Origin of the sequence: Rhizobium sp. R693 (assembly GCF_002211315.1) — a bacterium.
In the GTDB taxonomy this organism is placed as follows: domain Bacteria; phylum Pseudomonadota; class Alphaproteobacteria; order Rhizobiales; family Rhizobiaceae; genus Rhizobium.
In genome coordinates this window covers 99,601-112,040 of the sequence record NZ_LOKY01000005.1, presented here as the reverse complement: position 1 = coordinate 112,040, position 12,440 = coordinate 99,601, and the positions used below count along the sequence as shown (strand labels likewise).

Below are 12,440 nucleotides of genomic sequence, written 5' to 3'. Positions count from 1 at the left end.
ACGGTTACTGACGGAACGGGAAGTTGAACTCTGTCAGCAGAGCCCGTGCTTCGTCGTCCTTCGTTGCCGTCGTGCAAACGATGATGTCCATGCCCCACATCTGATCAACCTTGTCGTAGTTGATCTCAGGGAACACAATGTGCTCCTTGATGCCCATGGCGAAGTTGCCACGGCCGTCAAAGCTCTTCGGGTTTAGGCCGCGGAAGTCGCGAACGCGCGGAAGCGCGATATTCACGAGACGGTCCAGGAACTCGTACATGCGAGCGCCGCGCAGGGTGACCTTCGCGCCGATCGGCATGTTTTCGCGGACCTTGAAGCCAGCGATAGAGTTGCGGGCACGGGTGATGACCGGCTTCTGACCAGCGATAGCGGCCAAGTCGGCTGCAGCAACAGTCGGCTTCTTCGAATCAGCCGTCGCTTCACCAACACCCATGTTGATTACGATCTTGTCGAGCTTCGGGATCATCATTTCGTTGGCGTAGGAGAACTTCTCCTGCATCGCCGCACGAATGCGCTCGACATATTCCTTCTTGAGCCGCGGCTCGTACTTTGCGTCAGCCATCAGATCACCTCACCGGAACGCTTGGCCACACGGACCTTCTTGCCGTCAACAACCTTGAAACCGACGCGGGTCGGCTTGCCGTCCTTGTCGACGATTGCAACGTTAGAGAGGTGAACAGCGGCTTCCTTGCTGATGATGCCGGCTTCCTGGCTCTGCGTCTGGCGCTGGTGGCGCTTTACGACGTTGATGCCACGAACAACGGCACGATCTTCCTTAGGCAGAACCTGGAGGACTTCGCCAGTGCGGCCCTTGTCCTTGCCTGCGAGCATGACGACCTTGTCGCCCTTACGAATCTTTTGCATCGTTCGCGCTCCTTACAGTACTTCGGGAGCCAGCGAGATGATCTTCATGTGGTTCTTGGCGCGAAGTTCGCGCGGAACCGGTCCGAAGATACGGGTGCCGATCGGCTCTTTCTTGTTGTCGATGAGGACTGCTGCATTGGTGTCGAAGCGGATGATGGAACCATCAACGCGACGGATTTCCTTGGCGGTGCGAACAACCACCGCCTTCATCACGTCACCCTTCTTCACGCGGCCGCGCGGGATCGCTTCCTTGATCGAAACGACGATAACGTCGCCGATCCCGGCATACTTGCGCTTCGAGCCGCCCAGCACCTTGATGCACATGACACGACGTGCGCCGGAATTATCCGCCACATCGAGGTTTGTTTGCATCTGAATCATATCAGGTCGCCTTTTTGTTTTACCGGAATGGTTGGGCTTTGAGCCCCCTTTCCCGGCATATGAAAATCTGTCAGCCGACCGAACCCATCTCGAAGACAGGCACAGATACGGCAATAGCTTGAATAGCGCGGGAAAATCGTGCCAGGGTGGTTTCCCCAAGGGGACCTTCCGTGCGCTCAAAGCAAAAGAACGCCCGTCTTTCGAGCGTTCTGACGCTGCTTCATACAGAAATTTTCGCGAGACGCAAGGCCTCGCGAGAAATTCTTACTTTGCCTGGGCGGAAACGACCGTCCAGCGCTTGTCCTTCGAGATCGGCGCGCATTCCTCGATGGATACGACATCGCCGATCTTGTACTGGTTGTTTTCGTCGTGGGCCTTGTACTTCTTGGACCGACGAACAGTCTTCTGAAGCAGCGGGTGAGCGAAACGACGCTCAACGCGAACTACGACAGTCTTCTCGTTCTTGTCGCCAACGACAACGCCCTGCAGAATGCGCTTCGGCATGTTATTCTTCCTTTACGCCTTTGCTTCTGCCGCCTTCTGGCGGGCAATGGTTTTCACGCGGGCAATGTCCTTGCGGACTTCGTTGATGCGCGAGGACTTTTCCAGCTGACCGGTAGCCTTCTGGAAGCGCAGGTTGAACTGCTCCTTCTTCAGGTCGGCGAGCTTGTCCTTGAGCTGGTCGGCCGTGAGGCCGCGTACTTCTTCGGCTTTCATGTGCCTTGCTCCTTACTCTGCAATGCGCTGAACGAAGCGCGTCTTGACCGAGAGCTTGGCAGAGCCGAGGCGAAGCGCTTCACGAGCGATTTCTTCGCTGACGCCGTCGATTTCGAACATCATACGGCCTGGCTTGACCTTGCATGCCCAGTATTCGACAGAGCCCTTGCCCTTACCCATACGGACTTCGGTCGGCTTTGCTGTTACCGGAACATCCGGGAACACGCGGATCCATACACGGCCGGCGCGCTTCATGTAACGCGTGATCGCGCGGCGGGCCGCTTCGATCTCGCGTGCATTGACGCGGTTCGGCTCTTGAGCCTTAAGGCCGAATTCGCCGAAGGCCAGGTCAGAACCACCCTTGGCGACGCCCTTGATGCGGCCCTTAAATTGCTTGCGGTACTTGGTACGCTTTGGCTGCAACATTTTCTTATTCTCCGAACTTATCTGCCACCAACGCTATTAAGCGTTGTCGCGGCGACGATCGCGGTCGCGGCTTGCCGGACCCTGAGCGTCACCCTCGAGTGCGCGGCGCTCGGAGGCCATCGGATCGTGCTCAAGGATTTCGCCCTTGAAGATCCAAACCTTGATGCCGCAGATGCCGAAAGCGGTTTCCGCTTCAGCCGTACCGTAGTCGATGTCAGCGCGCAGCGTGTGCAGCGGAACGCGACCTTCGCGGTACCACTCCGTACGAGCGATTTCAGCACCGCCGAGACGGCCTGCGCAGGTGATCTTGATGCCTTCGGCGCCAAGACGCATTGCAGACTGAACGGCACGCTTCATGGCGCGACGGAAAGCAACACGACGCTCGAGCTGCTGAGCGATCGACTGTGCAACGAGCGTAGCGTCGACTTCCGGCTTGCGAACTTCAACGATGTTGAGGTGCGTTTCGGAATTCGTCATCTCCGACAGCTTCTTGCGGAGCTTGTCGATGTCTGCGCCCTTCTTGCCGATGATCAGGCCCGGACGAGCCGAGTGGATCGTGACGCGGCACTTCTTGTGCGGACGCTCGATGACCACCTTGGCGATACCGGCCTGCTTCAGTTCGCTCATGACGAACTTGCGCATCTTCAGGTCTTCGTGCAGCAGCTGGCCGTACTCGGCATTGTCCGCGAACCAGCGGCTATCCCAGGTACGGTTGATGCCAAGACGGAAACCGATTGGATTAATTTTCTGACCCATTATGCGGCCTCCTCTTGTGCCTGCACTTCGCGGACAACGATCGTGAGGTGCGCGAACGGCTTCTCAATGCGAGATGCACGGCCACGGCCACGAGCGTGGAAACGCTTCATGACGATCGACTTGCCGACGTAGGCTTCTGCGACGACCAGCGTGTCAACGTCGAGATCGTGGTTGTTCTCAGCGTTTGCAATCGCAGATTCGAGCGTCTTCTTGACGGCGCCTGCGATGCGCTTGCGGGAGAATTCCAGCTCAGCGAGTGCACGATCGACCTTCTTGCCGCGGATAGCCGCAGCAACGAGGTTGAGCTTCTGTGGGCTGACGCGGAGCGTGCGGGCGACTGCTTGCGCCTCGTTGTCCTTCAGCCGGCGTTCGGCTTTTGCCTTGCCCATTGTTACTTCCTCTTTGCCTTCTTGTCCGCACCGTGACCGTAGTAGGTCCGGGTCGGAGAGAATTCACCGAATTTATGACCGACCATGTCTTCATTGACGCTGACCGGAACATGCTTGCTGCCGTTGTAGACGCCGAAGGTGAGACCGACGAACTGCGGCAGGATCGTGGAGCGACGGCTCCAGATCTTGATTACTTCTGCACGTCCGCCTTCACGAACCTTCTCAGCCTTCTTGAGAAGATAGCCGTCAACGAACGGACCTTTCCATACTGAACGAGCCATTGGAGACTTCCTCTCTTACTTCTTACGCTGATGACGCGAGCGCATGATCATCTTGTCGGTCGACTTGTTCGACCGGGTGCGCTTGCCCTTGGTCGGTTTACCCCACGGAGTAACCGGGTGACGGCCACCAGAGGTACGGCCTTCACCACCGCCGTGCGGGTGGTCGACTGGGTTCATGACAACACCGCGGTTGTGCGGACGCTTGCCGCGCCAAACGGTACGACCGGCCTTGCCGTCGTTGATGTTGGCGTGATCCGGGTTCGAAACCGCACCGATCGAAGCAAGGCAAGTGCCGTGTACAAGGCGCTGTTCACCGGAGTTCAGGCGAAGGATCGCCATGCCCTGGTCGCGGCCGACGAGCTGTGCGTAACCGCCAGCCGAACGTGCGATCTGGCCACCCTTGCCCGGCTTCATTTCCACGTTGTGGATGATGGAGCCGACCGGGATGAACTGCAGCGGCATGGTGTTGCCTGGCTTCACGTCGACAGCCTTCTCCGAAGAGATGACCTTGTCGCCGGCAGCGAGACGCTGCGGAGCGAGGATGTAGGCCTTCTCGCCGTCAGCATAGGTCACCAGCGCGATGAAAGCCGTACGGTTCGGATCGTATTCGATACGCTCGACAGTGCCTTCAACGTCGAACTTGCGACGCTTGAAGTCGACCAGACGGTACGTGCGCTTGTGACCGCCGCCGATGAAGCGGGCTGTGATGCGGCCGAGGTTGTTACGACCGCCGCTCTTGGTCAGACCTTCCGTCAGCGCCTTGACCGGCTTGCCCTTGTAGAGGCCGGAGCGGTCGACGATGACCAGCTGCCGCTGGCTCGGGGTCGTAGGATTGAATGTTTTCAATGCCATCTTTTTATTCCTCAGAGACCGGTGGAGACGTCGATCGTCTGGCCTTCAGCCAGCGTTACGACTGCCTTCTTCACGTCCTGCTGCTTGCCGACAAAACCGCGGAAACGCTTGGTCTTGCCCTTGCGGAGCAGAGTGTTGACGGCCGTGACCTTGACGCCGAACAGCGCCTCGACTGCAGCCTTGATTTCCGGCTTCGACGCCTTCTTGGCGACATTGAAAACAACCTGGTTGTTTTCCGATACCAGCGTGGACTTTTCGGTAATCGCCGGCGAGACGATCACATCATAGTGGCGAAGGTCGGTCACTTGAAACGCTCCTCTAGAGCTTCGACGGCAGCCTTGGAAAGCACGAGCTTGCCGCGGCGCACGATGTCGTAAACGTTGATGCCCTGGATCGGCAGAACATCGATGTTCGGGATGTTCTGAGCTGCGAGCTTGAAGTTGCCATCAAGTTCAGCGCCACCGATGAAGAGCGCATTGGTCAGGCCGAGCGTCTCGAAAGCAGATGCCAGTGCCTTGGTCTTTGCTTCTGCAGCAACCAGGCTGTCGATGATGATGACATCGTCGGACTTCAGCTTGGCCGAGAGGGCGTGACGCAGGCCGAGAGCACGAACCTTCTTGGGAAGGTCGTGTTCGTGGCTGCGAGCGACCGGGCCGTGTGCCTTACCACCGCCGCGGAACTGCGGAGCGCGAGCCGAATGGTGACGAGCGCGGCCCGTACCCTTCTGCTTGTACATCTTGGCGCCGGTGCGCGAAACGTCCGCGCGGCCCTTTGCCTGGTGCGTGCCCTGCTGCTTCTTGGCAAGCTGCCAGCGGATCACGCGGGCAAGAATGTCTTCGCGGGGCTCAAGGCCGAAAATCGCGTCAGAAAGAGAAACCTTCCCTGCGTCTTTTCCCTCGAGGGTTTTGACGTTGAATTCCATTGGTCTGGCTCCCTTACTTCGCGGCCGACTTGACGGCGTCGCGCACGATGATCCAGGCACCCTTGGAACCGGGCACTGCACCCTTGATCAGGATCAGACCACGATCTTCGTCGGTCGAAACCACTTCAAGGTTCTGAGTCGTTACGCGCGTCTGGCCCATGTGACCAGCCATCTTCTTGTTCTTGAAAACCTTGCCCGGATCCTGGCGCGAACCCGTCGAACCATGCGAGCGGTGCGACACAGACACACCGTGCGTGGCGCGAAGACCGCCGAAACCGTGGCGCTTCATAGCACCCGCAAAGCCCTTACCGATCGTCGTACCCGTCACATCGACGAGCTGACCAGCTGCGAAGTGACCCGCCTTGAGCTCGGTACCAACCTCGAGGAGGTTGTCTTCCGACACGCGGAATTCAGCGAGCTTAGCCTTCGGCTCGACGTTGGCGACAGCAAAATTGCCGCGCATCGCCTTTGACGTATTCTTGACCTTCGCCGTGCCAGCACCGAGCTGAACTGCGGCGTAGCCGTTCTTTTCTACTGTGCGCTGGGCCACAACCTGGCAGCCTTCCATGCGCAGTACTGTTACCGGAACATGTTCGCCAGCGTCGTTGTAGACGCGGGTCATGCCCACCTTCTGTGCAATCACACCTGAACGCATCGGTTCAATCCTTCCAACTCAGCTCGAGCGGGGCTCAGAGCTTGATCTCAACATCGACACCAGCGGCGAGATCGAGCTTCATCAGCGCGTCTACCGTCTGCGGTGTCGGGTCAACGATGTCGAGAAGGCGCTTATGTGTGCGCATCTCGAACTGCTCGCGGCTCTTCTTGTCGATGTGTGGGGACCGGTTGACCGTAAACTTCTCGATGCGAGTCGGAAGCGGAACGGGGCCCCGGACGCTAGCACCGGTGCGCTTCGCCGTCGACACGATCTCGCGCGTAGAAGCATCGAGAATCCGGTGATCGAACGCCTTCAGGCGAATGCGGATATTTTGGCCGTTCATTCGACGTTATCCTTGTGTTTGTTTCCCACGTGCCTGTTGGGCAGACACGGGTTGTTCTTTTTCCTAAGGCGGACCACCGGTTTCAAAGATCGAGAGGGACACCGGAATGCAGCATCCCTATCTAGTCTTCAGGCCTGACGGCCCACCTTATTGTTTGCTGTAGTCACCCGCTCCAATGAACGAAGCAGGGCGCAAATCGCGCTCGCGCGCCATTTGCAACATTTCTCTGTAATAAGCAAGCGGCTAGAGCCGCTTGCATCATAATAATGTCATCGAATCGGCCGCTCCGAATGAAGCGGCCGGTCGAAGCTTACTCGACGATGGAGGCGACGATGCCTGCGCCGACGGTACGGCCGCCTTCGCGGATCGCGAAGCGCAGCTTTTCTTCCATCGCGATCGGAACGATCAGCTCGACGTCAACCGTGACGTTGTCGCCAGGCATAACCATTTCCGTGCCTTCCGGCAGCGTGACGATGCCCGTGACGTCCGTCGTGCGGAAGTAGAACTGCGGACGGTAGTTCGTGAAGAACGGCGTATGACGGCCGCCTTCTTCCTTCGTCAGGATGTAGGCTTCGGCCTTGAACTTCTTGTGCGGCTTGACGGAGCCCGGCTTGCACAGGATCTGACCACGCTCGACGCCGTCACGGTTCACACCGCGAACGAGAGCGCCGATGTTGTCGCCAGCCTGGCCCTGGTCGAGCAGCTTGCGGAACATTTCAACGCCGGTCACCGTCGTCTTCGAGGTCGGGCGGATGCCGACGATTTCAACTTCTTCGCCAACCTTGACGATACCGCGCTCGACGCGACCGGTCACAACCGTACCACGGCCCGAGATCGAGAACACGTCTTCGATCGGCATCAGGAACGGCTGGTCGATCGGACGCTCAGGCGTCGGGATGTAGGCGTCAACAGCAGCCATCAGCTCGCGGATCGCGTCTTCGCCGATCTTCTTGTCGCTGTCTTCGAGAGCAGCCAGAGCCGAGCCCTTGATGACCGGAATGTCGTCGCCCGGGAAGTCGTAGGACGACAGAAGTTCGCGCACTTCGAGCTCGACGAGCTCGAGAAGCTCGGCGTCGTCAACCTGGTCGACCTTGTTGAGGAACACGACGATTGCCGGAACGCCAACCTGACGAGCGAGCAGGATGTGCTCGCGGGTCTGCGGCATCGGGCCGTCAGCAGCTGAGCAAACCAGGATCGCGCCGTCCATCTGGGCAGCACCGGTGATCATGTTCTTGACGTAGTCGGCGTGGCCGGGGCAGTCAACGTGGGCATAGTGGCGGTTCGGGGTCTCATACTCGACGTGCGCCGTCGAGATGGTGATGCCGCGAGCCTTTTCTTCCGGAGCCGCGTCGATCTGGTCGTACGCCTTGAACTCGCCGAAATACTTCGTGATCGCTGCCGTCAGAGACGTCTTGCCGTGGTCAACGTGGCCGATCGTGCCGATGTTAACGTGCGGCTTGTTGCGCTCAAACTTACTCTTTGCCATGTGGGCTCTCCACTCTTTTAAGGTCCCCTGAGGGATCTAATTCTTGTTATCGGTCAATTGGTATTCCGGTCACTTCTGACCGGAATACTTTGCCTGGATTTCCGTTGCGACGTTCGACGGGACCGGCGCGTAGTGATCAAAGGTCATCGTGTACTGAGCACGGCCCTGCGACATGGAGCGCAGGTTATCGACGTACTTGAACATGTTCGCCAGCGGAACGTTGGCGCTGATAACGACGGCGATACCACGGCTTTCCTGGCCCTGGATCTGACCACGGCGAGAGTTCAGGTCGCCGATAACGTCGCCGACGTAGTCTTCCGGCGTTACGACTTCTACCTTCATCATCGGCTCGAGGAGCTGAGCGCCGGCCTTCTTGGCTGCTTCACGGAAGCAGGCACGCGAAGCGATTTCGAACGCCAGAACCGACGAGTCGACGTCGTGGAAGGCGCCGTCGATGAGCGTCGCCTTGACGCCGAGCATCGGGAAGCCAGCCAGCGGACCGGAGGACAGAACGCTTTCGATACCCTTCTGAACGCCCGGGATGTATTCCTTCGGAACAGCACCGCCGACGATCTTGGATTCGAACTTGAAGTCTTCGCCATCCGGGTTCGGTTCGAAGACGATCTTGACGCGCGCGAACTGACCGGTACCACCGGACTGCTTCTTGTGCGTGTAGTCTTCTTCGTGCTGACGTGTGATGGTTTCGCGGTAAGCGACCTGCGGAGCACCGACGTTTGCTTCAACCTTGAACTCGCGACGCATACGGTCAACGATGATGTCGAGGTGAAGTTCGCCCATGCCGGCGATGATCGTCTGGCCGGATTCCTGGTCGGTCTTGACGCGGAAGGACGGGTCTTCAGCAGCCAGGCGGTTGAGCGCGAGGCCCATCTTTTCCTGGTCGCCCTTGGACTTCGGCTCGATCGCGATCTGAATGACCGGCTCGGGGAATTCCATGCGCTCGAGAATAACAGGCTTCAGCGGATCGCAGAGCGTGTCACCCGTGGTGGTTTCCTTCAAGCCAGCGAGAGCGACGATATCGCCTGCAAAGGCTTCTTCGATGTCTTCACGCGAGTTCGAGTGCATCTGCAGCATACGGCCGACACGCTCGCGCTTGTCCTTGACCGTGTTCATAACCGACGAGCCCTTTTCGAGCTTGCCGGAGTAGATGCGTGCGAAGGTGAGCGAACCGACGAAGGGGTCGTTCATGATCTTGAACGCGAGCATCGAAAGCGGCTCGGAATCGTCAGCATGACGCTCGATTTCAGCTTCGGTCTTGAAGTCGATGCCCTTGATCGCCGGAATGTCGAGCGGCGACGGCAGGTAGTCGACGACGGCATCGAGCAGAGGCTGAACGCCCTTGTTCTTGAAGGCGGTACCGCAGAACATCGGGTGGAACTTGACGTCAATCGTGCCGCGGCGAACGAGCGCGCGGATCTGATCGTTGTCGGGCATGTTGCCTTCGAGGTAGGCTTCCATCGCGGCTTCGTCGATCTCGACAACGGTCTCGATCAGCTTTTCGCGATATTCTTCAGCCTTCGCCTTCATGTCCTCAGGGATTTCGACGACGTCCCACTGGGCGCCGAGCGATTCATCGCGCCAGACGAGAGCATTCATCTCGATCAGGTCGACGACGCCTTTGAACTCAGTTTCTGCGCCGATCGGAAGCTGCATGACGACAGCCGTTGCACCGAGACGGGTCTTGATCATCTCAACCGAGCGGTAGAAGTCTGCGCCGGTCTTGTCCATCTTGTTGCAGAAGATCATGCGCGGAACATTGTACTTCTCAGCCTGACGCCAGACGGTTTCCGTCTGCGGCTCAACCCCGGCGTTGGCGTCGAGAAGAGCAATAGCACCGTCGAGAACGCGCAGCGAACGCTCGACTTCGATGGTGAAGTCAACGTGGCCGGGGGTGTCGATGATGTTGAAGCGGCGCATCTTGCCGTCACGGCCCTTCCAGAAGGTCGTGGTGGCAGCGGAGGTGATCGTGATACCACGCTCCTGCTCCTGCTCCATCCAGTCCATCGTGGCCGCGCCATCGTGCACTTCGCCGATCTTGTGCGACTTGCCGGTATAGTAAAGGATACGCTCCGTCGTCGTCGTCTTGCCGGCGTCGATGTGCGCCATAATACCGAAATTTCGGTAGTCTTCGATTTTATATTCGCGAGCCATTGTGGACTGCCTTTCGAACCCGTTCGGGATTACCAGCGATAATGCGAGAACGCACGGTTGGCGTCAGCCATCTTGTGCGTGTCTTCGCGCTTCTTGACCGCGGAACCACGGTTGTTGGATGCATCGAGAAGCTCGCCCGACAGTCGATCGACCATGGTCGTTTCGTTGCGCTTGCGCGCGGCAGCGATCAGCCAGCGGATGGCCAGAGCCTGACGGCGCTCTGGACGAACATCAACCGGAACCTGATAGGTTGCACCACCAACGCGGCGCGAACGGACTTCAACGTGCGGAGCAACGTTATCCAGAGCCTGATGGAACACGCCGAGCGGCTCCTGCTTGGACTTGCCCTGCACGGCGTCGAATGCGCCGTATACAATGCTCTCTGCGACAGACTTCTTGCCGTCAAGCATGATTGCATTCATGAACTTGGTTACAACCAGATCGCCGAACTTCGGGTCCGGGTTGATCTCGCGCTTTTCTGCTCTGTGACGTCTGGACATACTTCTCGTCTCTTCAACTGTTAAAGGCGCTCTACCACGCGGAGGACCTCGCGCAGCGCCGGGATTTCAAAACCGAATTACTTCGGACGCTTCGCACCGTACTTCGAACGGCGCTGCTTGCGGTTCTTGACACCCTGGGTATCGAGAACGCCGCGGATGATGTGATAACGAACACCCGGAAGGTCCTTAACGCGGCCGCCACGGATCATGACGACAGAGTGTTCCTGAAGGTTGTGACCTTCGCCCGGGATGTAGCCGATGACTTCGAAGCCATTGGTCAGACGGATCTTTGCGACCTTACGGAGAGCCGAGTTCGGCTTCTTCGGGGTCGTCGTGTAAACGCGGGTGCAAACGCCGCGCTTCTGTGGGTTTTCCTGCAGAGCAGGAACCTTATTACGCTTTACGTTCGCCTGACGCGGCTTGCGGATAAGCTGGTTTACGGTAGGCATTCAACCATCCCTTACGTTTATATCTCAATCCCTTGCGGGCGTAACTCGCGCCGTCTCCGGCAAGACCACACGCTTGTCTCAATGCGCAAAACGTGGCCCGATCCGCTTTCGCAGATGGACCACTGAGAGCAGAGGACGCAAAAGACATGCGTCATGCGTGCAGGCATCATATCTTCAACGTGCGTTTCGAACCTTGTTTGAGGTGATCTCCGGGGCGCGTCGCCCCGAATGGCCATGCCTCACATGGGTCCGGATGGCGCGGGTACTACTGGTTTCCCGTCGTCTCGTCAAGGCCGTTAAGAAATAAACTTCGGCTGAACGCCTTGAAACCGGGCCATTACACCCTCTTTTGGGGCTTCTAGGCGAATTCACCGCAGCACGGCAAGATAAACTTGGGCATTGCAACAAAAAGCCGCTATGGAATCACCGATTGCAGACGCTAAGCGCATGAAATCAGATTCAAATCTCGAATCGAAGGACATCCGATGATTACTGCCCCCGACAACGACAACAATTCCGAAGGCCCGATGGTCTTCATCATCATCGGCAAGGGCTATGAGTCCGACAACAGCGAGGGTGTCGACCTCCACATCATGCTCAAGGCCGCCGACGACGATAGTGCAGTGCGGGAAGCTCTGAACGCCCTCGCCGAGGAAGGCTTCATCGAGGCCGATCTCGATCAGATCGGCATGCTGACCGAGGTCCCGGAAGAGGAGCCGCATGCCTCCGCCTATCAGCGCGCCGTCGATGGCGAAGTCGCGATCATCCGCTTCAGCTGAAGCAGCGATGAAGCCGGATGCGCTCAAGGTGCTGATCTATGCGACCTGGCGCGACCGGCTCCTGGTTTTCGATGAGCCCGACTTTCCCGAGGTCGAGCTTCAGGTTCCGGGCGGCACGGTAGAGATCGGCGAAGATATCGACGCCGCCGCATTTCGGGAATTCTCTGAAGAGACCGGGATCCGACCCGCAACTCCCCTCACTCCGCTCACCGTCCACGACTATCGCTTTTCCAAGGACGGTGCGGAAGTCCGCCATCGGCGGCACTACTTCCACATTCACCTTGAAGGCGACCACCCCGTCACCTGGCAGCATCGAGAAATGACGCCTTTCGGCGGCGGTCCGATTCTGTTCCGTTTCTTCTGGCTCGGCTTCGACGACGCCCAGAGTCGGCTCGGCTATGGCATGGAGCATGGATTACCGCTGCTTGGCTAAGCCTGCTCGCAGCGATAACGAACCTAAAACAAAAGCCG

Annotated in this window: 20 protein-coding genes; 2 read left to right on the top strand and 18 right to left on the bottom strand. The window is 58.5% G+C overall.

Features of this window, described 5'->3' with window-relative positions; all coding sequences use genetic code 11:
* Positions 1–4: 4 nt before the first annotated feature.
* The 18 genes from rplE to rpsL form a co-directional block, all read right to left on the bottom strand.
* On the bottom strand, positions 5–562 hold the full coding sequence (gene rplE / locus ATY79_RS06905) for a 50S ribosomal protein L5 (protein WP_088691789.1): 558 nt from the start codon (positions 560–562) through the stop codon (positions 5–7).
* Positions 562–864, bottom strand: a complete 303-nt coding sequence (gene rplX / locus ATY79_RS06900) for a 50S ribosomal protein L24 (protein WP_037127218.1) — start codon at positions 862–864, stop codon at positions 562–564. The genes rplE and rplX overlap by 1 nt, the downstream gene beginning before the upstream one ends.
* Positions 865–876: 12 nt before the next feature.
* The gene (gene rplN, locus ATY79_RS06895; protein WP_007787738.1) at positions 877–1,245 is read right to left on the bottom strand and encodes a 50S ribosomal protein L14; all 369 of its coding nucleotides are present in this window, start codon (positions 1,243–1,245) and stop codon (positions 877–879) included.
* 264 nt (positions 1,246–1,509) lie between these two features.
* Positions 1,510–1,749, bottom strand: a complete 240-nt coding sequence (gene rpsQ / locus ATY79_RS06890) for a 30S ribosomal protein S17 (protein ID WP_007531674.1) — start codon at positions 1,747–1,749, stop codon at positions 1,510–1,512.
* Positions 1,750–1,761: 12 nt separating this feature from the next.
* Positions 1,762–1,962, bottom strand: coding sequence for a 50S ribosomal protein L29 (gene rpmC, locus ATY79_RS06885; RefSeq protein ID WP_007531673.1), 201 nt, complete (start codon positions 1,960–1,962; stop codon positions 1,762–1,764).
* 12 nt (positions 1,963–1,974) lie between these two features.
* Positions 1,975–2,388 (bottom strand): 50S ribosomal protein L16, encoded by a 414-nt coding sequence (gene rplP, locus ATY79_RS06880; protein ID WP_003573792.1) that lies wholly within the window; start codon positions 2,386–2,388, stop codon positions 1,975–1,977.
* Positions 2,389–2,424: 36 nt separating this feature from the next.
* A complete protein-coding gene (gene rpsC, locus ATY79_RS06875; protein ID WP_007531669.1) occupies positions 2,425–3,144 on the bottom strand; it encodes a 30S ribosomal protein S3 in 720 nt (239 codons plus the stop codon).
* Positions 3,144–3,533 (bottom strand): 50S ribosomal protein L22, encoded by a 390-nt coding sequence (gene rplV, locus ATY79_RS06870; protein WP_007531667.1) that lies wholly within the window; start codon positions 3,531–3,533, stop codon positions 3,144–3,146. The genes rpsC and rplV overlap by 1 nt, the downstream gene beginning before the upstream one ends.
* A gap of 2 nt (positions 3,534–3,535) precedes the next feature.
* Entirely contained in the window at positions 3,536–3,814 is a 279-nt protein-coding gene (gene rpsS, locus ATY79_RS06865; protein ID WP_007531666.1) for a 30S ribosomal protein S19, read from the bottom strand.
* A gap of 15 nt (positions 3,815–3,829) precedes the next feature.
* A complete protein-coding gene (gene rplB, locus ATY79_RS06860; RefSeq protein WP_088691788.1) occupies positions 3,830–4,666 on the bottom strand; it encodes a 50S ribosomal protein L2 in 837 nt (278 codons plus the stop codon).
* 11 nt (positions 4,667–4,677) lie between these two features.
* Complete coding sequence (locus ATY79_RS06855) at positions 4,678–4,971, bottom strand: 50S ribosomal protein L23 (RefSeq protein WP_007531663.1); 294 nt, start codon at positions 4,969–4,971, stop codon at positions 4,678–4,680.
* Positions 4,968–5,588 (bottom strand): 50S ribosomal protein L4, encoded by a 621-nt coding sequence (gene rplD, locus ATY79_RS06850; protein ID WP_007531661.1) that lies wholly within the window; start codon positions 5,586–5,588, stop codon positions 4,968–4,970. Before rplD ends, ATY79_RS06855 begins: the two co-directional genes overlap by 4 nt.
* A gap of 13 nt (positions 5,589–5,601) precedes the next feature.
* Positions 5,602–6,243 carry a 50S ribosomal protein L3 gene (gene rplC / locus ATY79_RS06845; protein ID WP_007531659.1) on the bottom strand — a complete coding sequence of 214 codons (642 nt, stop codon included), beginning with the start codon at positions 6,241–6,243 and terminating at the stop codon, positions 5,602–5,604.
* Between the two features lie 34 nt (positions 6,244–6,277).
* Positions 6,278–6,586 carry a 30S ribosomal protein S10 gene (gene rpsJ, locus ATY79_RS06840; RefSeq protein WP_003547547.1) on the bottom strand — a complete coding sequence of 103 codons (309 nt, stop codon included), beginning with the start codon at positions 6,584–6,586 and terminating at the stop codon, positions 6,278–6,280.
* Positions 6,587–6,896: 310 nt separating this feature from the next.
* A complete protein-coding gene (gene tuf / locus ATY79_RS06835; RefSeq protein WP_018857113.1) occupies positions 6,897–8,072 on the bottom strand; it encodes an elongation factor Tu in 1,176 nt (391 codons plus the stop codon).
* Between the two features lie 69 nt (positions 8,073–8,141).
* Positions 8,142–10,241: an elongation factor G gene (fusA, locus tag ATY79_RS06830; RefSeq protein ID WP_088691787.1), complete on the bottom strand. Its 2,100-nt coding sequence runs from the start codon at positions 10,239–10,241 to the stop codon at positions 8,142–8,144.
* Between the two features lie 29 nt (positions 10,242–10,270).
* Positions 10,271–10,741, bottom strand: coding sequence for a 30S ribosomal protein S7 (gene rpsG, locus ATY79_RS06825; RefSeq protein WP_007531641.1), 471 nt, complete (start codon positions 10,739–10,741; stop codon positions 10,271–10,273).
* Between the two features lie 77 nt (positions 10,742–10,818).
* Positions 10,819–11,190, bottom strand: coding sequence for a 30S ribosomal protein S12 (gene rpsL, locus ATY79_RS06820; RefSeq protein ID WP_003547537.1), 372 nt, complete (start codon positions 11,188–11,190; stop codon positions 10,819–10,821).
* A 485-nt stretch (positions 11,191–11,675) separates the two neighbouring features.
* On the opposite strand from rpsL, the gene ATY79_RS06815 reads away from it, so the two are divergent.
* Both ATY79_RS06815 and ATY79_RS06810 read left to right on the top strand, forming a co-directional pair.
* The gene (locus ATY79_RS06815) at positions 11,676–11,969 is read left to right on the top strand and encodes a transcriptional regulator (RefSeq protein ID WP_088703374.1); all 294 of its coding nucleotides are present in this window, start codon (positions 11,676–11,678) and stop codon (positions 11,967–11,969) included.
* A 7-nt stretch (positions 11,970–11,976) separates the two neighbouring features.
* Positions 11,977–12,402: an NUDIX domain-containing protein gene (locus ATY79_RS06810; RefSeq protein WP_088691785.1), complete on the top strand. Its 426-nt coding sequence runs from the start codon at positions 11,977–11,979 to the stop codon at positions 12,400–12,402.
* Positions 12,403–12,440 lie beyond the last annotated feature (38 nt).

Bases quoted from the DNA above. Each gene is read 5' to 3' on its own strand.
- rpsQ (WP_007531674.1), bottom strand. From the start codon at position 1,749: ATGCCGAAGCGCATTCTGCAGGGCGTTGTCGTTGGCGACAAGAACGAG.
- rpsJ (WP_003547547.1), bottom strand. From the start codon at position 6,586: ATGAACGGCCAAAATATCCGCATTCGCCTGAAGGCGTTCGATCACCGG.
- tuf (WP_018857113.1), bottom strand. From the start codon at position 8,072: ATGGCAAAGAGTAAGTTTGAGCGCAACAAGCCGCACGTTAACATCGGC.
- rpsG (WP_007531641.1), bottom strand. From the start codon at position 10,741: ATGTCCAGACGTCACAGAGCAGAAAAGCGCGAGATCAACCCGGACCCG.
- rplP (WP_003573792.1), bottom strand. From the start codon at position 2,388: ATGTTGCAGCCAAAGCGTACCAAGTACCGCAAGCAATTTAAGGGCCGC.
- rplN (WP_007787738.1), bottom strand. From the start codon at position 1,245: ATGATTCAGATGCAAACAAACCTCGATGTGGCGGATAATTCCGGCGCA.
- rplE (WP_088691789.1), bottom strand. From the start codon at position 562: ATGGCTGACGCAAAGTACGAGCCGCGGCTCAAGAAGGAATATGTCGAG.
- fusA (WP_088691787.1), bottom strand. From the start codon at position 10,241: ATGGCTCGCGAATATAAAATCGAAGACTACCGAAATTTCGGTATTATG.
- ATY79_RS06815 (WP_088703374.1), top strand. From the start codon at position 11,676: ATGATTACTGCCCCCGACAACGACAACAATTCCGAAGGCCCGATGGTC.
- ATY79_RS06810 (WP_088691785.1), top strand. From the start codon at position 11,977: ATGAAGCCGGATGCGCTCAAGGTGCTGATCTATGCGACCTGGCGCGAC.
- rpsS (WP_007531666.1), bottom strand. From the start codon at position 3,814: ATGGCTCGTTCAGTATGGAAAGGTCCGTTCGTTGACGGCTATCTTCTC.
- rpsC (WP_007531669.1), bottom strand. From the start codon at position 3,144: ATGGGTCAGAAAATTAATCCAATCGGTTTCCGTCTTGGCATCAACCGT.
- rplX (WP_037127218.1), bottom strand. From the start codon at position 864: ATGCAAAAGATTCGTAAGGGCGACAAGGTCGTCATGCTCGCAGGCAAG.
- rplV (WP_007531667.1), bottom strand. From the start codon at position 3,533: ATGGGCAAGGCAAAAGCCGAACGCCGGCTGAAGGACAACGAGGCGCAA.
- rplC (WP_007531659.1), bottom strand. From the start codon at position 6,243: ATGCGTTCAGGTGTGATTGCACAGAAGGTGGGCATGACCCGCGTCTAC.
- rpmC (WP_007531673.1), bottom strand. From the start codon at position 1,962: ATGAAAGCCGAAGAAGTACGCGGCCTCACGGCCGACCAGCTCAAGGAC.
- rplB (WP_088691788.1), bottom strand. From the start codon at position 4,666: ATGGCATTGAAAACATTCAATCCTACGACCCCGAGCCAGCGGCAGCTG.
- rplD (WP_007531661.1), bottom strand. From the start codon at position 5,588: ATGGAATTCAACGTCAAAACCCTCGAGGGAAAAGACGCAGGGAAGGTT.
- rpsL (WP_003547537.1), bottom strand. From the start codon at position 11,190: ATGCCTACCGTAAACCAGCTTATCCGCAAGCCGCGTCAGGCGAACGTA.